The organism is Halovenus salina, assembly GCF_026410925.1.
GTDB lineage: Archaea > Halobacteriota > Halobacteria > Halobacteriales > Haloarculaceae > Halovenus > Halovenus salina.
On sequence record NZ_CP112972.1, the window covers coordinates 332,069 to 347,702 of the forward strand.

At 61.2% G+C, this 15,634-nt stretch carries 16 protein-coding genes; 10 read left to right on the plus strand and 6 right to left on the minus strand.

The genetic code is table 11. The features are described 5' to 3' along the window. Positions 1–422: 422 nt before the first annotated feature. A complete protein-coding gene (locus tag OSC37_RS01610) occupies positions 423–713 on the minus strand; it encodes a hypothetical protein (protein WP_267162858.1) in 291 nt (96 codons plus the stop codon). 678 nt (positions 714–1,391) lie between these two features. Here OSC37_RS01610 and rpl7ae point away from each other — a divergent pair. From rpl7ae to ndk, 4 genes are read left to right on the plus strand one after another with little or no spacing between them, the layout of a single operon-like run. Beyond that, a complete protein-coding gene (gene rpl7ae, locus OSC37_RS01615) occupies positions 1,392–1,754 on the plus strand; it encodes a 50S ribosomal protein L7Ae (protein ID WP_267162859.1) in 363 nt (120 codons plus the stop codon). Positions 1,755–1,765: 11 nt separating this feature from the next. Continuing rightward, complete coding sequence (locus OSC37_RS01620; protein ID WP_267162860.1) at positions 1,766–1,993, plus strand: 30S ribosomal protein S28e; 228 nt, start codon at positions 1,766–1,768, stop codon at positions 1,991–1,993. Next, positions 1,993–2,313: a 50S ribosomal protein L24e gene (locus tag OSC37_RS01625; RefSeq protein WP_267162861.1), complete on the plus strand. Its 321-nt coding sequence runs from the start codon at positions 1,993–1,995 to the stop codon at positions 2,311–2,313. The genes OSC37_RS01620 and OSC37_RS01625 overlap by 1 nt, the downstream gene beginning before the upstream one ends. Then, positions 2,310–2,774, plus strand: a complete 465-nt coding sequence (ndk, locus tag OSC37_RS01630; RefSeq protein ID WP_267162862.1) for a nucleoside-diphosphate kinase — start codon at positions 2,310–2,312, stop codon at positions 2,772–2,774. The genes OSC37_RS01625 and ndk overlap by 4 nt, the downstream gene beginning before the upstream one ends. Here ndk and OSC37_RS01635 read toward each other — a convergent pair whose 3' ends face one another. After that, a complete protein-coding gene (locus OSC37_RS01635) occupies positions 2,775–3,257 on the minus strand; it encodes a pyridoxamine 5'-phosphate oxidase family protein (RefSeq protein WP_267162863.1) in 483 nt (160 codons plus the stop codon). Between the two features lie 125 nt (positions 3,258–3,382). On the opposite strand from OSC37_RS01635, the gene OSC37_RS01640 reads away from it, so the two are divergent. Genes OSC37_RS01640 through OSC37_RS01650 form a run of 3 tightly spaced genes read left to right on the plus strand, consistent with a single transcriptional unit; the run spans position 3,383 to position 7,610 of the window. Next, entirely contained in the window at positions 3,383–5,254 is a 1,872-nt protein-coding gene (locus OSC37_RS01640) for a bacteriohemerythrin (RefSeq protein ID WP_267162864.1), read from the plus strand. A 40-nt stretch (positions 5,255–5,294) separates the two neighbouring features. Then, on the plus strand, positions 5,295–6,545 hold the full coding sequence (rbcL, locus tag OSC37_RS01645; RefSeq protein WP_267162865.1) for a type III ribulose-bisphosphate carboxylase: 1,251 nt from the start codon (positions 5,295–5,297) through the stop codon (positions 6,543–6,545). Positions 6,546–6,599: 54 nt separating this feature from the next. After that, positions 6,600–7,610, plus strand: a complete 1,011-nt coding sequence (locus OSC37_RS01650) for a phosphotransferase family protein (protein ID WP_267162866.1) — start codon at positions 6,600–6,602, stop codon at positions 7,608–7,610. A gap of 2 nt (positions 7,611–7,612) precedes the next feature. On the opposite strand, the gene OSC37_RS01655 is transcribed toward OSC37_RS01650, so the two are convergent. Continuing rightward, a complete protein-coding gene (locus OSC37_RS01655) occupies positions 7,613–8,491 on the minus strand; it encodes an ATP-dependent ribose-1-phosphate kinase (protein WP_368409518.1) in 879 nt (292 codons plus the stop codon). Positions 8,492–8,493: 2 nt separating this feature from the next. Further along, the gene (locus OSC37_RS01660) at positions 8,494–9,447 is read right to left on the minus strand and encodes a ribose 1,5-bisphosphate isomerase (RefSeq protein WP_267162867.1); all 954 of its coding nucleotides are present in this window, start codon (positions 9,445–9,447) and stop codon (positions 8,494–8,496) included. A gap of 93 nt (positions 9,448–9,540) precedes the next feature. On the opposite strand from OSC37_RS01660, the gene OSC37_RS01665 reads away from it, so the two are divergent. Next, a complete protein-coding gene (locus tag OSC37_RS01665; RefSeq protein WP_267162868.1) occupies positions 9,541–11,034 on the plus strand; it encodes an FAD-dependent oxidoreductase in 1,494 nt (497 codons plus the stop codon). A gap of 1 nt (position 11,035) precedes the next feature. On the opposite strand, the gene OSC37_RS01670 is transcribed toward OSC37_RS01665, so the two are convergent. Further along, on the minus strand, positions 11,036–11,686 hold the full coding sequence (locus OSC37_RS01670) for a DUF7504 family protein (protein WP_267162869.1): 651 nt from the start codon (positions 11,684–11,686) through the stop codon (positions 11,036–11,038). Next, positions 11,683–12,573 carry a GAF domain-containing protein gene (locus tag OSC37_RS01675; RefSeq protein ID WP_267162870.1) on the minus strand — a complete coding sequence of 297 codons (891 nt, stop codon included), beginning with the start codon at positions 12,571–12,573 and terminating at the stop codon, positions 11,683–11,685. The genes OSC37_RS01670 and OSC37_RS01675 overlap by 4 nt, the downstream gene beginning before the upstream one ends. Positions 12,574–13,035: 462 nt before the next feature. Here OSC37_RS01675 and OSC37_RS01680 point away from each other — a divergent pair, with 462 nt between their 5' ends. Continuing rightward, entirely contained in the window at positions 13,036–13,722 is a 687-nt protein-coding gene (locus OSC37_RS01680; protein ID WP_267162871.1) for a protein sorting system archaetidylserine synthase, read from the plus strand. Positions 13,723–13,815: 93 nt separating this feature from the next. Then, positions 13,816–15,618 carry a PAS domain S-box protein gene (locus OSC37_RS01685; RefSeq protein WP_267162872.1) on the plus strand — a complete coding sequence of 601 codons (1,803 nt, stop codon included), beginning with the start codon at positions 13,816–13,818 and terminating at the stop codon, positions 15,616–15,618. The last annotated feature ends 16 nt before the right edge of the window (positions 15,619–15,634 follow it).

Genomic DNA, 15,634 nt, shown 5'->3' on the forward strand with positions numbered 1-15,634 from the left:
GACGGTGTTTTTGATGTCGCGGAGAGGAAAATCTGATAATGCGAGTCCTCCAGAAACTACGCGCTGTCGACTGGACCGACCCTGGTGTCAAAAAGTGCGCACGCCGTGCTGGGCCCCTCTGCGCTGGGCTCTTCGCCGCCACAGGGTCGCTTGTCGGGACTGTCGCCGGTTTCGGCGGAGCAGCTAGCGCTGGTCTTGGTGGCGGCCTCGGCGCGGTTCTTGGGTACACCTACGCTGGGTTGCGTGCGACATCTCCGAAACGCAGGTCCGGTGAGACAGAATGACCCGCTGTGTTCGAGAGCAGACGCGGTGAGCTGCCGGCTTCCTCACGAAGAGAGACGACGGAAACGCTGTTTTGATCGGTTGGATAAAACGGAGTGCGGCGGCTGCGGCCGGAGTAGCGGCTACACAGAGCGGGAGGCTCACTGCGTGACTTTCTCAACGTCCTCGACGCCAACGGTTCCCGACAGGGCCCCACGGAGGTCCGCCATCGAGCCGTTCGTCTCGATAGTGGTACGCACCGTGACCACGGTGGCAGAGAGACCGGGGTCGATTCCGTTGATGGCTTCGACGGTCGCGGTCTGGACGGTGTCGACAGCGGTCAGGCGCTGCTGGGCGTCGGTCGCGAGGTCGGCGTCGGCGTTTTCGGGGACACGCACCGAGACGGTGGCGGTGACCCGTGTCGATTCCTGTCGATGTGTCGTGACTGACATTGGATTCTCCTCTGGTGTGTGGTGTGGTCGGCAAAACGGTACGATCGACTCATAGGCGGAGTCAGCGCCGGTGACAGCCCCGTGTTCCCCGTCCCCGGGCGGGTACTCCGCGTGGGGGACGAGTTATGGGGTCAGCGGTCCCGAAGTAGACTCGGACGCTTCGGATTCGGGACGGCAATATTCCGGGGACAAATAGACCGCATCACACGGCCGACATACCCGCCACCGAAGACAGCAACCGCTCTAGAGCGGAGGGCAAACGCGTGGTGGCGAGTAGCAGTCATCGTGTGAATCACCGCGTTCGAACTGTATTCGATAACGTGTCAGTCGGCAATTGTGTTAAATCTACCTGGGGATTGAATACCATACTCATGCAACCGACAGTCGCCGCTTCAGAAAGCAACACCACAGGCCACACACAGTCGCCTGACGCGTGCTGAATCGGCCTTATTGTAGGAATATGTATATTTCTGTACGCTCGCGTGAGTATGTCCAGCGGTCCCAAGCCGATATTTCTTCGAAAGCGCTTTAGGGGCTGCTAGGACAGTAATGTATACAGCCTGTGTGGAGTTGATGACGCTCCCAGCCGGTATAGGACTACACCGCCATCGGGCGGACGCGGCACTTGCCGCGGACGGCGGGGGAGTGTGAGCTCACACACAGGAGGTGAACACAACTATGCCAGTATACGTTGACTTCGACGTCCCGGCAGACCTCGAGGAGGACGCGCTTGAAGCCCTCGAAGTCGCCAGGGATACGGGAGCTGTAAAGAAAGGTACAAACGAGACAACGAAGGCCGTCGAGCGAGGGAACGCAGACCTCGTTTTCGTCGCCGAAGACGTTCAGCCCGAGGAGGTCGTGATGCACCTCCCCGAGCTGGCCGACGAGAAAAACGTCCCGTTCCTCTTCGTCGAGGCACAGGACGACATCGGCCACGCCGCAGGGCTGGAGGTCGGCAGCGCCGCTGCTGCCGTCACCGACGCCGGCGACGCCTCGACAGACGTCGAGGATATCGCCGAGAAAGTCGAGGAACTCCGCTGAGGTGACCACGGATGAGCGCAGAGGACACAGACGACGGCGGTTCCACGCCAGCTGAGGTCATCGAAATCGTGGGCAAGACCGGGATGCACGGCGAGGCCATGCAGGTCAAATGTCGCATCCGAGAAGGCTCGAACAAGGGCCGTATCATCACCCGGAACGTGCTCGGTCCTGTCCGCGAGGGCGATGTTCTCCAGCTGCGAGAGACAGCCCGCGAAGCCGACACTATCGGAGGACAATAATGGTTCAAGAACGGACGTGTGATTACACCGGCGAGGAAATCGAGCCCGGAACGGGCAAGATGTACGTCAAGACGGACGGTACCATCCTCTGGTTCAAGAACGCCAAAGCAGAGAAAAACTACTTCCTCGGCCGTGAGTCCCGCGACCTCGAATGGATTGGCTACGAGGAAGAAGAGACGACCGATGCGGACGAACCGGCAGTCGAGGAGTCTGACGACACGACTGTCTCTGACGACTCCGAAGAGGAGGCCGACACGGAAGACGAACCGGCAGCCGACGACGGCGACGCCGAAGAGGAGGAAACGGAGGCTGAAGCATGAGCGAGCAGGAACGGACCTTCGTCATGGTCAAACCCGACGGCGTCCAGCGCGGCCTCACCGGTGAGATCATCTCCCGGTTTGAGGACCGTGGTCTGAAGCTCGTCGGCGCGAAGTTCATGCAGATCGATCAGGAACTCGCCGAGGAACACTACGGCGAACACGAGGACAAACCCTTCTTCGACGACCTCGTCGATTTCATCACCGCTGGTCCCGTGATGGCGATGGTCTGGGAGGGTCAGGATGCGGTCCGTCAGGTCCGGAGTATGATGGGCGAGACCGACCCAGCTGAGTCCGCGCCCGGTACCATCCGTGGCGACCTCGGGCTCGACCTGGGACGTAACGTCATCCACGGCTCCGACAACGAGGACCCCGGCGCGAACGAGCGGGAGATCGACCTCTTCTTCGACGAGGACGAGCTAACCGAGTGGGAACGCATCGACGAGACCTGGCTCTACGAGTAGCTACCGAAGGTCGAACTCTCGGCCGCTTCGCGTTTCGATATCGAGCTGATACGGTGTGAGCTCCGCCTGTGCTGGCGAATCCGCCCATGATATTGGATTCGGAATGGACTGTGAATTGTTCGCAAGCGCCGCGAATCCGCGCTCTGCGTCTTGATAAGAACACTCCGCCAGCACACCGGAGACGAGGACACTCCGCCAGCGTTCGTCGGGCTCTGTCTCCTCGTAGACTGTGACGCTGACACGCTGGTTCTCCTGGAGGTGGCGCTTTTTCTTGCTCTCTTCGCCGCCGGTCAACTGGAGGACGAACAGGTCCTCCACCGGGACGTACCCGAAACACAGCGGAACCTGGTAGGGTGCCGAGTCGCCGTCGATAGCCAGTACACCGACACCGTTTCGTTCGAGAACCGTCGCAATCTCGTCGTCACTCAGGGCGTTCATTGTCCTGTAGGAGGGAACCAACGGGCGGGTGGTTGCTGCACTCACTCCTGGTGTGACATGTCAGTCGCATAGTCGCCACTTCGGAGGGGAGTGACTACAGAGTAGCGGGCCGTTTTCAGGGCCTTGGAATTGCCGGGCGTTTTAGAAAGGCATTGACAGTAGTTCTAGCTATGTCTTCGGGCACCGAGGGAAAATTCATCGAGTGGGATGACGAGCGCTATAGCACCGACATTGACCGCTTCGACGAGCAACACCAGCAGCTGTTCGGGCTACTGAACGAGCTTCATGTCGCAATGAACAGAGGTGAGTCCGACGACGAGATACGTCGTATCCTCGTCGAGCTGGAGCGATATACCGAGTATCACTTCGGCGACGAAGAGGAGTTCATGCAAGACTGTGGGTTCTCGATGGACTGTGCCGACTGTTTTTACAACCACAAGGAGAAACACGCGGAGTTCGCAGAGAAGGTGACCGAGCTCCGGAAAAAACACCAGGCGGGCGAGTACATCACGATGGAGGTGTTGATGTTCGTCCGGGACTGGCTGGACTCACATATTGCCGGGCTGAACCAGGACCAGAACTACAGCGACTACTACGAGGAAGAGATTCCCGACGACTACGAGTACTCGCCGGGCAAACTCAAGAAAGACCGAGAGGTCGAAGCAGCTCATCCCGAAGCACTCCAAGAGGACGCGTCGATGAGGAGCGACGACGTTTCGCTGGCGACTGATATCTACGGCGGTGAATCAGTCTCGATACCTGACGGGCCGATGGCCTCGTGGTTCGAGATCACCACCAAAAGCCACAGCGATAGAACGGCCGTCCAGCTCCCGAACCAGGAGGAGACAGACGCACAGAGCTTTGGCCAGTTCAGAGAGCGCGCCCGGGAGGTCGCAGCAGGACTGCTCGAACAGGGTCTCGGCCCCGGCGACCGCGTGGGTATCTACGCCGAACCATCCTACAAGTGGTCGGTCGTCGATATGGCCTGTCACCTGGCAGGACTCGTCTCGGTGCCGGTCTCGACACTGTATTCAGAGGGGCGGGCACTGCACGTCATCGACGACGCCGGTGTCGACCTCCTCATCGCTGAGCCGAAGCTACCGGTCGTCCTCGAACGGCGGGTCGACGGCGTCATTCCAATCGAGAACCTCCCATCCGCAGAGCCAGACAATCTGCCAGGATTCGACCGCAAAGAGAGCAACGTCGCGACGATTGTCTACAAACTCGGTACCGAGAAACACCCTCGGGGCTGTGCGCTGACCAACCGGAATCTGCTTGCAGCCGTTCAGATGCTGTCCGAGCGACTTCCGCTTGCCGCGGGCAGCGTCGGCACGTGTTTCCTGCCGATGGCGCACATCTACCAGCGTGTCCTCGCCTACTATCTGTGGCACGCCAGGGGCTCAGTCGCATACATGAACCCCGACGTGCTCGACGAGCAACTTCCGGCGGTCCGCCCCGACGTGATGGCTGGCGTCCCGCAGGCGTACAACCGCCTGTACGAGGATATCTGTGACCGGATGGCGGAGCTTTCAGGGACGAAGAAGCTCTTTGCCAACGATGGCGACGTGCCACGGGCTTACGGCAAACAGATGCGTGCGGGCAAGAGCGCATCCGTCGGGCTGTCGCTCAAACAGCGGATGGCCGAACGGACCGTCTTCCCGTCAATCCGTGAGGAGTTCGGGCTCGACGAACTCGACTACGCGCTGACCGGAACCAACAGCATCGACGACGACGTGATACACTTCTTCTGGGGGCTGGGGGTCCCCGTTCGGGAGATATACGAGTCGACGGAGCTGACTGGGTTGGCGACGATTACCGAGCCCGAAGACTACCGGGCCGACGTTGTCGGCTCGCCGTTCCCCGGGACCGAAATCGCGCTAGCCGAGGACGGCGAGATTCTCCTCCGAGGTCCGAACGTCATGGACGGCTACTGGGGCGACGAGGACGCGACCGCCTACGCTATCCGCGACGGCTGGTATCACACGGGCGACCTCGGCGAGTTCACCGATGACGGCGCGCTCCGGGTGACCGGACGGAAGTGACGCAAACGAATTTATGCCGGCGCTACGTTAGACAACGGGTATGGGAATCACTTACGAAGACTTTCTCGACCTGGCGTACGACCCGCTTGACGACGACCTTCTCTGTGAGTTCTACATCGAGCCGGCCGACGGTCTCGACTGGGAGGCCGCAGCGAGTCGGGTCGCCTCCGAGAGTTCGAACGGCACCTGGGCGGAGTTGCAAGTCGAGGGCTCAATCCGAGACCTCTCGGCGACCGCGTTCGACATCGACGAAGAGACTGGCATCATCCAGGTGGCATATCCCGACGCGCTCTTCGAGCCGGGGAGTATGCCACAGATACTCTCCTGTATCGCCGGCAACATCATGGGGATGAAAGCGGTCGACCGTATCCGCCTGCTCGACTGTGAGTGGCCCGCGACGCTCGTCGAGAGTTTCCCGGGTCCTCAGTACGGGAGTGCGGTCAAACACGAGATTCTCGACGCAGGTGACAGACCGGCGACGGCGACGGTACCGAAGCCGAAGGTCGGGCTCACGACCGACCAGCACGCACAGATTGGGTACGAGGCCTGGACCGGCGGCGTCGACCTCCTGAAAGACGACGAGAACCTCACCGACCAGTCGTTCAATCCCTTCGAGGACCGCCTGACCGAGAGTCTCGCGCAACGTGACCGTGCCGAGGACGAGACTGGCGAAACCAAAAGCTACCTCCTGAACGTGACCGGCACCGGAACGGATATGCTCGAACGAGTCGATATGGCAGCCGAACACGGCTGTGAGTTCGTGATGGTCGACGTGGTGACGACCGGCTGGGCGGCCGTCCAACAGGTCCGCGAACGATGTGAGCGCCACGGACTGGCTATCCACGCCCATCGGGCGATGCACGCCGCCTTCGACCGTATCCCCGAACACGGCGTCTCGATGCGCGTCATCGCACAGGTGGCCCGCCTCTGTGGGGTCGACCATATCCACACCGGGACAGCAGGGCTCGGCAAGCTCGAAAACGAGGACAGCAAGGGAATCAACGACTGGCTCCAGGGCGAGTGTCACGGCCTGACAGACGTACTGCCGGTGGCCTCGGGCGGCCTCCATCCGGGTCTACTGGAGCAGTTGCTCGATGCACTTGGCGGGAACATCGCCGTCCAGGCCGGCGGCGGTATCCACGGCCATCCCGACGGGACTCACGCCGGTGCTGTCGCGTTCCGCCGAGCGACTGAGGCGGCCGCACAGGGTAACTCCGTCGAGGAGGCTGCCGAGGAGTGCCCCGAACTCGAACGCGCCCTGGAGAAGTGGGGTACCGAGACGCCACGGTGAGGGCGGTGGCTGTCGATGGAGACACTTATTGTATCGACCATCGTATGAACAGTTGTGGCCACACCGGAGCACGATATCGCGGCAGTTCTGGAAGAATCTGGCCCCGATTACGACGATTTCTCGTTTGAACGTCCGACTGCGGGCCACCAGGGCGACGTGTTCATGGTGACACTCGAGTACGCCGGCGAAGAGTACGAGGTCGTCGTCAAATTCGAGCAAGAGGACTTGGGGTTCGCGCTCGAACCGTTCCTCCACGAGTTCGTGGCCGACCGGACCGAGGTTCCTGTGCCTCGTATTCTCGTCTTCCAGGACGAGCCGGAACGCGACGTCGAGCCGTATTTTGTTACGGAACGGGTGCACGGAGAGAGTCTCGTCGAGATTCTGGGCGACCTCCAGGAGGAGACCTTCGAGCAGGTCGTCGAACACGCCGGGAGCATCCTTGGCGATATGCACGCCGAAATTGGCTTCGAGGGGTTTGGCACCCTCGCCCTGGAGGATGACCGACTCGTCGTCGATAATTTCTCGTGGGACTGGCAGGAATTCTTCGGTGAGATTGTCGACGACTACATCGACCGTCTCGGTGACACGCCGTTTGCCGACCTCCAAACCACCGCACAGCAACAGATCGAGGACAGCCTCCCGGTTATCAAGAGCGATGCCGTCCCGCGTCTCGTTCACGACGACTTTCGGCCGGCGAATGTCATGTTCGACAGAGCCGGGACAGAGCCAATCTCCGCCGTGCTAGACTGGCAGCTCGCGCTCGCCGCCGACCCGGAGTACCACATTGCCAGAACCGACTTCCTCTTTGTCGACCCGGCGTTTCGTGACACGGACACCCGAAGTCGCCTTCGGAAACGGCTGTATAAGGGGTACAGGGAACACCGACCGTTCGACCCCGACGACGGATATGAGAAACGCCGCACCGTCTATCACTTTTCGACGCTTCTATGGCGGATGGCCGGGTTCGACGCGGCGTTCGCGGAGTTCTCTGACCTCGCACAGGGCCGGGCAGAGGCGCGCTTTCGCCAGCAGTTTGACCAGCTCGCCGCCCGGTTACCCGAGTGAGTCTACATGCTGTCGAGCAGGGCATCGATGTCGTCCCAGGTAATTTCCGCGTGAGCGCCGGCTGTCCGCGTCGCCAGCGCGCCACAGGCGTTCCCGACGGCGAGTGCCGTTTCGGGTGAGCTGTCGTCCAGTCGTGCCGCAATGAACCCGGCCGCGAAGGCGTCTCCTGCGCCGGTCGTATCGACTGGTTCGGCCTCGAATCCATCGTGGCGGACCGTTTGGCCGTCGGTCGTGGCTGTCGCCCCCTCAGAGCCGCGCTTGATGACCGTAATCCCGTCCAGTGACGCCAGGTCGTCTGACTGCTGTGCGGCGGCGGCCTCGCTCTCGTTGAGAAACACAACGTCTGCGAGTCTGTGAACGTCACCGTACTCCCGGCAATCGAGACGCCGCCCGGGATCGAAGCTCACCGGGACACTCGCCTCGACTGCTCGTTGTGCAAGTGTGCGGGCCGTCGACGGCCGCTGACTCGTCAGATGGAGGTAGTCTGCCTGTTCGACGACACTGGCTGGAACAGACTCCGCGTCGAACACCTCGTTCGCGCCGTCGTTCGCGAGCACCATCACCTGTCCCGACTCGTCGACGACGAGATATTTGACCGTCGTCACCGCGCCCGGGACCGCCTCGACGTGACTGGTGTCGACGCCAACTTCGTCGAGTTCCTCGCGGACGAGCGAGCCGTATCTGTCGTCGCCGGTGCTCCCCGCCAACACGGTCGAGAGTCCGAGCGTCGAGAGCACGAAAGCGGTGTTCGAGGCACTCCCGCCGCCGGACTGGTGTTGGTCGACGATAGCCGCCTCGCCGTCGGCCGAGGGGAGGCGGTCGACGTACAGCGTTACGTCCCAGTTGACGTGGCCGGCACAGAGAACCGTCGGCACAGCCATCGTCACTCCTCCCAGGGCTGGCTCGCCTGTTCGCCGAACAGTTCACGCATGAGAAAGACGATACTCTCCGGCGGGAACTGTCCGCGCTCTGTGACAATCGCGTCGACGTATCGGGGCGGCGTCACGTCGAAGGCCGGATTCTCGACGGTGATATCGCCGATCTCCGCGCGGTCGCCCTCACTGAGTACCTCACTCTCCTCGCGCATCTCTATCTCGACGGTCTGTCCGGTGAGTGTCGTTGGGTCGAGTTTCAGTGTCTGTGCCGCGACGACGATGGGTGTGTCCCGCTCGCGGGCTGTGACCGCAAGTTGGCGAGTTCCAATCTTGTTGACAACAGAGCCGTCGGCAGTCACCGAGTCGGCCCCGACGAAGACATGGTCGGCGTCTCCGAGGTATCGTCCGGCCGCGCCGTCGACGATGAGCGTCACCGAAACACCGAGTTCCCGGAGCTGTTTCGCGGTGATGTGACCCTGTCTGCGCGGGCGCGTCTCCTTGACGATTGCGTCTATCGATTTCCCTTGCTCGCGCGCAGCACGGATACAAGCCATCACGTCCGTCGAGTGACAGTGAAAGAGGACGGTATCGCCGTCTCGGAGCCGGTTCGCTCCGATTGATCCAAGGTCAGTCTGTGCCGAATCGAGACGGTCGCGAAACTCCCGTGCCCCGGCAACTGCTGACTCCCGTAGCTCCTCTACCGTTTCACCCTCCGTCCGCTGGAGCACATAGCGGAGACTGTTGGGCAGACTGACCGCAGTCGGGCGGGTGTCGAGCAGTCGCCGCGCTGCGTCCCGAAGCTCCGACTCGAAGGCCTCAGGTGTCGCTGCGTCACTCCCGGCTGCCTGCTCCGCGAGTGCGCGCGCGGTGGCGTCGGCGATTGTCGCGGCCCCGCGTATCTCCATCTCGGCGATATCCTCGGCGATCTCTGTGACCGAGGGGTGGATGTCATGGTCGCCCATAGCTGACATTTCACCCGTACTGAGAAAAACGCAGCGACGGAACGCAACGAACAGTTACATTCACAAACGTCCCCCACATACGAATAGCAGTATATGGCCCGGAGTGAAGCCTACGAGGTAATCGTTGTCGGCGGTGGTATCGGGGGTTGTTTCGCGGCGGCGACGGCGGCAGCCAACGGTGCCGAGGTCGTCCAACTCGAACGGAAACCGGCTGACCAGGGCGGCTTCATCGCCTGTGGTGACGCGATAAAGAGTCCGACCGACCCGAAGGGATACCCCGGTCCCATCGATATGGCGGGCATCACCAGCGACGAGGCCGTCCTGGCCAACGGCAATATCGACAAAATCGAGTGGTGGGACGAGGAGTTGGGCGTTCGGAAGGTCCTCCCTTACGACAGCCACAGCAACGTTATCGACCGCTACGAGTTCGGACAGCGACTGCTCGAACAGACCGGCGACCTGGGTGTCACCCAGCATTTCAACACCGTTGTCAACGGTATCATCCAGAACGGACAGGTACAGGGCGTCGAGGCAATTCGAGACGGCGAGCCCGTCGAGTACACAGGTGAGATGGTCATCGACGGGGCGGGTGCCCAGTCGGTGATTCAGGACATGGTCGCGTTTGAGGAGCTCGCTGTCGAGCCCGAGTCGACCTTCGAGAAACCACACTATACCCACTTCGGCTCTGCCTATCGCGAAATTATCGAGACCGACGAACCCGTCGACTACAAGAACGCTATCGTCGGCAAACCACTCGAAGAGATGGGATATGTCTGGTATTTCCCGCGCTCGCCGACATCGATCAACGTCGGCCTCGGTTTCCAGATGAACAAAGAGCCGATTGCGCTCGCGGACCGACTCCGAGAGGATGTCGAAGACCGGCCCGAGTTCGAGAACGCCTCGATTGCCGACCGCTTCGACAAGAAAAACAAACTCGGCGCGGCACTTGCGTTGCGTCGCCCGCTCGATTCCATGGTCGCTCCCGGCTACATCACCGTCGGCTGTGCGGCCGGAACCACCCACCCGATCACCGGGAAGGGGATTCGCGGCGCGGCTTTTTCGGGCTACTCGGCCGGAAAGACCGCGGCAGCAGCCGTTGCTGACGGCGACGTGAGCGAACAACGGCTCTGGGAACACAACCACTACCTCTATGTCGAACACGGCGAGGCTTCGAAGCTCGCGGCGCGGGACGCCTACAACGTCGCCGCCAGTTCGATAGATATCCCGGTCTTGCGTGCGGTGGCCGCGATCCTTCCCGAGGACGAGATTCGAGAGATTGTCAGCACGAAGACGTCGTTTGACGACCTCGCTTCGAAGCTGAGTATTGCTGCGGGTGCGACGAAAAACCTGATTTCACACTACCGGAAGGGAACCTTCGACCACCTGGGCGTCTCGAAGGAGATGCTTTACGAGGCACTCATGGGCTTTCGGACGACCCGCGAGTTTGTCGACCGGTACGAGGAACACTACGAGAACTATCCCGCCTCCCGGGAGGGCTACTTCGAGTGGCTCACTGAGCGCGACCGCATCGACGACGAATTCTACGACGCAATCGACCTCGAACCCGAGGCCAGAAAGTACCAGTAATTCACTGGTCGACGGGCAGCCAGTCCATCGGCTGGCCGTCGATTCCTTCCGCCTGGAGGACGGCCTCGCCGTCGGCGACAGCGGTTCGGATTCTGCCGTCACAGACGTGTTCGAGGGTGTGGGTGACGGACTGCTGGTGCATCGACGGGTCCAGCGCGAAGACCGCAAGGCTGTCGGTCGCTCTAGCCCGGCTCCTGACGGTGTGGACAAACCGCGTCGTCACCTTCGGGTTCGTGTACAACAGGAGAATCGACAGCGAGACGTACGCGCTCCTGAGACGGGTCAAGCCGTCGTCGGCAAGCCCAGCAGAGAAGACGGAGGTCCCGATGCTAATTCCGGTCAAATCGCCGGGACTGGAGACTGCTCGGAGGCGCATCTCCGTGTCGATATCCACGTCGCGTCGGCCGCTTGCGTCAACGAAGCCGACCGAATCGAGCGAGAGATGCGGGTAACTAGCTCGACAGTGTCTCAGAAATGTCGTCGCGCCGGTGTTCGTGGAGACAAAGATTGTCCCTTCCTCGTCGTCCTTGTCGAGGACGAGCCGCTCGGCGACGGTCGTTGCGAGCCGTTTTGGCCCGGTGACGAGGAGTGTCGTCCCGGGAAATAGCGGCTCTAGCGGCAAGGTTGGAACGTTGTACCGTTGTTCCGTCATTCGCTGACACCTCGGCCGGTCGCTCCCGCGGTCCCCAGCAGGAATATGTCGGCCGCGAGTTCTGCAAGCGTCTCTACGTACGTTCTGTCTGATGCCGTGAACTCGCGAGGATGAGTCCGGTAGATGTTCACGACACCGACCGGGTGGCCCTCGGGCGTCGTGACGGGCGCACCGAGGTAAGCCCCGATATCGGCCGTCTTGAAGTGTTCTTCCCCGACAAAGCGCTGGTCGGCCTGGAGGTTGTCGACTGCCATCGACCCGTCCTCGCTGACGAGGGTGTGCGTACTCAGTGAGGTCGCCCGGTCACTCGGAGGGTCGAGCGGCCCTTCGCTGGCGACGACGCGCTGTGAGTGCTCGTCGACGAGCGCAACCACGGCAGTCGATGCGTCGAACTGTTGCCTGCCCAGCGAACAGAGCCGTGTGAGTGCTGTAGTCGTCTGCTCGGAGAGGGTCCCGTACCTGTCGAGAGCGGCGAGGCGACCCGATTCGTCGCTCGGAACTGGATAGTTTGCCTGCCCCACTTCAGGTTCTTGAGTCACCAGCGAGACAAGTGTCTCACTCGCGTCCGGTCGGTCCCTCGGGACAAACTCGACGACCGTCACTTCAAACGACTCCGTGTCGATTGCTGTCGTCTCCGCGTAGAGAAAGCAGTCCGTCTTGGGATACTGTTCTCTGACGGTGGCGACAAGTTCCAGTCCCGTCCCGTCGCCGAGGTGATACCGCGTGACGACCGCATCGACCGCTGTCTCGGCAAGTACGTCGACTGCCTGCGAACGCGAACCTGCTGCAACAATGTTCGCCTCGACTGCTGCCGTCCGGAACGCCTCGGCCGTCTCACGCCTGTCTTCCTCGTCCGGGTCGACGACGAGTACTGTCCGCTCTGCCATACCGCTATAACACGAACCAACTACTACAGTGTTTTGTCCGTCGAGTCACACTCCCGCCAGAAGAACGACAAACAGCAACACGACGAGTGCGGCCACGCCAGCAAGCAGCGGCTTGTTCTCCAGTGCTTTCCAGTGGGTTTGCATCTCCTCGTACTCGGCCCGGAACTGGCTCGCCCTTTCATAGTGATTGTTGCGGTTATTTTCGTGACCACGTCACGAATATCAGTGTTTCACGGCGTGAGACCCACGTCTCGTTTCCCGACGGCGGTAACGACTCGCAACAATCACTATCAGTTTGCCGGAAGACAAGTATTCCGGCCGCCCGAAAATCTCCGATTTTCGCAGGCCGCCAGGATTTGGCTGATTGGGCGGCGAAAACTAGCTTGTTGACTGGTGCTTATCTGAACATTGTCGTCGGTGAGAATCCCCACCTATTAGTACGCTCTTCCCGACGGGTCGTGTATGTCGCTTCGCGTGGTCGACCGGCTCGGAGTTGCTGACGTGATTACGTTGGCAAACGCAGTCGTCGGCGTCGGTGCGATGGTCGGGGCTGTTCTGGGGGAGCCGATGCTTGTCGCACAGCTTCTGTTACTCGGTGCGGCCGCAGACGCTCTCGACGGTATCCTCGCCCGGTCGTTCGGGGGAAGCTCTGTTGGCCCACTCCTCGACTCGATGGCCGACATCGTCTCGTTCGGCACGGCGACCGGGCTGTTTGTTTTTGCCGTTGCAAAGGAGGAGTGGGGGACACTGACCAACGATCCCGAGCTGCTGGTGGCTGCAGTCGGTGCGGCGTCGGTTTTCGTCGTCTTCTCGCTCGTGCGGACTGCGTTCTATACGGTCCACGTTGATGACGGCGAGAATCGTCCCGGAATCCAGAACACGCTCGGGGCGTCGATACTCGCCGCCGCCTACCTGAGTGGTGTCGTCAACCCAACTGTGTTGCTCGGTGCAACGGTCGTGCTCTCGGTGGCGATGGTCGCCCCGGTCCCGTACCCGAAGCTTCGGGCGCGCGACGCAATCGTGATGGGAACTGTCCAGATGGGTGCTATCCTGCTACCGACTGCCTTCGACAGCGTGTTCCCGCGAGTGTTGCTGGTGGCCGCACTGGCGTACATGTTCCTCGGACCGCGGTTTTATTGGTCGGACTGAGCCCGGCAGCCAGTGGTTGTGAGAACCGAAAACAGTTTCATATTGTGAGTGACTCCCGAACTGTTAAATGAGTGCCCGCCGCAGTACGGACAAATGGGTCGTGGCGTCCGGTTGTTACTTGTCGATTCAGACTCTGACAGGCGGAGCCAGACGCAGACTACCCTGGATGAGACAGATCTGTCTCCGACGGTGACGGCTGCACCGACCAGCGACCGTGCGATGGCGCAACTCCGATCGGGGTCGTTCGACTGTATCGTCGCTGCCCTCGATGTCGGCACCGAGGATGTCGTCTCGTTTCTGTCCCGGGTCCGAGAGTACGACGACTCGGTCCCGTTCATCCTGTTCGCCGCCGACGCCTCCACAGAGATTGTACGCGACCTGTACGAACTCAGCCGAACAGACTACGTGATGGCTGTCCCCGGGGCAGAGAGAACGCTCCTCGACCGGATTGTCGACCTACTCGACGGCAGCCCCATGAACGAGGGGCCAACACAGAGCCAGGAACTAGCCCGCGAGCGTGAGCGGTTTTTGGACCTGTTCTCGAACTTCCCGGAGCCGACAGTCGCCTACGGTATCGACGACGGCGTGACCGTGTTCAAAGCCGTCAACGATGCGTTCGAAACAGCGTTCGGCTTCGATGAAACAGCAATCCGCGACGAGTCTGTCAACGATCTTATCGTTCCTGATGACGCGCGCCCGGAGTCACAGGAAATCGACACCCAGGTCGACTCTGGTGACATGGTTGACCGCGTAGTCCGCCGAAGCGCGGCCGACGGCACCCGGATTTTCAATCTCCGGTCGATTCCCGTCAGCGCAGAGGGCGAGATTGACGGGTTTGCTGTCTACTCGGATATCACCGAGCGAAAGCGCCGGGAGAGCGAACTCGAACGGTACGAGACAATTGTCGAGACGATTCCGATGGGTGTGTTGACGGTTGATGACGACTGGACGATACAGGACATCAACGCATCCGGTGCCGAAATACTCGGCTACAGTGTCGACGACCTCGTCGAACAGTCGTTGTTGAAGCTGCGCCGCGACGGTGTCATCTCTGAGGGGATGTCCGATATCGGGGAGGAGGTCGTCTCAGAACTCCAATCCGATGACGCGCGCAAGGAGGTAATCGAGGTTGAGATTCAGCCCGAGCGAGACCAGACACGCGAACTCGAGATTCACGCGTCGTTGCTTCCTGCGGAGACTGTCTTTTCTGGGGTCGTCCTCGTTTTTCACGACATCACGGAACGAAAGGAGAACGAGCGCGAGCTCAGACGCCAGAACGAGCGCCTCGAAGAGTTTGCCAGCATCGTCTCTCACGATCTGCGAAATCCACTCAACGTCGCGATGGGCCATCTCGAAATTATCCAGGACAATTACGACAGCCCGTCGGTCCAGCACGTCGAAGGTGCCCTAGACCGAATGGAGACGCTGATACGCGAGACCCTGCAGCTCGCAAAACAGGGCGAGATGGTCACAGAGACCCAGTCGGTACAGCTCTCGACGATTCTCGACGGCTGTTGGGGAATGATCGCCGGAGAGAATGCGACGCTGGAACAGACCGCCGACATCCAGATCGAGGCCGACCCGCCGCGAGTCAAGCAGCTGTTCGAGAACCTGTTTCGGAACGCCATCGACCACGGCGGTGAGGATGTGACCGTCCGTGTCGGCTTCGAAGACGGTGCCCTCGTTGTCGCCGACGACGGACCAGGAGTGCCGCCGGATCAGCGTGAGGTGGTGTTCGACACCGGTCACACGACCTCCAACGACGGCACCGGGTTCGGGCTCGCTATCGTCGAAGAGATTGTCGACGCCCACGACTGGAATATCTCGGTCACAGAGAGCTGGGCCGGCGGCGCACGCTTCGAGATTACTGGACTTCAGGGCGTCTCCGAGCCCTGAAACCAGTCGTCAGCTA

Coding starts and splice junctions, on each gene's coding strand:
- OSC37_RS01680 (WP_267162871.1), top strand. CDS start 13,036: ATGTCGCTTCGCGTGGTCGACCGGCTCGGAGTTGCTGACGTGATTACG.
- OSC37_RS01640 (WP_267162864.1), top strand. CDS start 3,383: ATGTCTTCGGGCACCGAGGGAAAATTCATCGAGTGGGATGACGAGCGC.
- OSC37_RS01665 (WP_267162868.1), top strand. CDS start 9,541: ATGGCCCGGAGTGAAGCCTACGAGGTAATCGTTGTCGGCGGTGGTATC.
- ndk (WP_267162862.1), top strand. CDS start 2,310: ATGAGCGAGCAGGAACGGACCTTCGTCATGGTCAAACCCGACGGCGTC.
- OSC37_RS01685 (WP_267162872.1), top strand. CDS start 13,816: ATGGGTCGTGGCGTCCGGTTGTTACTTGTCGATTCAGACTCTGACAGG.
- OSC37_RS01655 (WP_368409518.1), bottom strand. CDS start 8,491: ATGGCTGTGCCGACGGTTCTCTGTGCCGGCCACGTCAACTGGGACGTA.
- rbcL (WP_267162865.1), top strand. CDS start 5,295: ATGGGAATCACTTACGAAGACTTTCTCGACCTGGCGTACGACCCGCTT.
- OSC37_RS01625 (WP_267162861.1), top strand. CDS start 1,993: ATGGTTCAAGAACGGACGTGTGATTACACCGGCGAGGAAATCGAGCCC.
- rpl7ae (WP_267162859.1), top strand. CDS start 1,392: ATGCCAGTATACGTTGACTTCGACGTCCCGGCAGACCTCGAGGAGGAC.
- OSC37_RS01670 (WP_267162869.1), bottom strand. CDS start 11,686: ATGACGGAACAACGGTACAACGTTCCAACCTTGCCGCTAGAGCCGCTA.
- OSC37_RS01610 (WP_267162858.1), bottom strand. CDS start 713: ATGTCAGTCACGACACATCGACAGGAATCGACACGGGTCACCGCCACC.
- OSC37_RS01620 (WP_267162860.1), top strand. CDS start 1,766: ATGAGCGCAGAGGACACAGACGACGGCGGTTCCACGCCAGCTGAGGTC.
- OSC37_RS01675 (WP_267162870.1), bottom strand. CDS start 12,573: ATGGCAGAGCGGACAGTACTCGTCGTCGACCCGGACGAGGAAGACAGG.
- OSC37_RS01660 (WP_267162867.1), bottom strand. CDS start 9,447: ATGGGCGACCATGACATCCACCCCTCGGTCACAGAGATCGCCGAGGAT.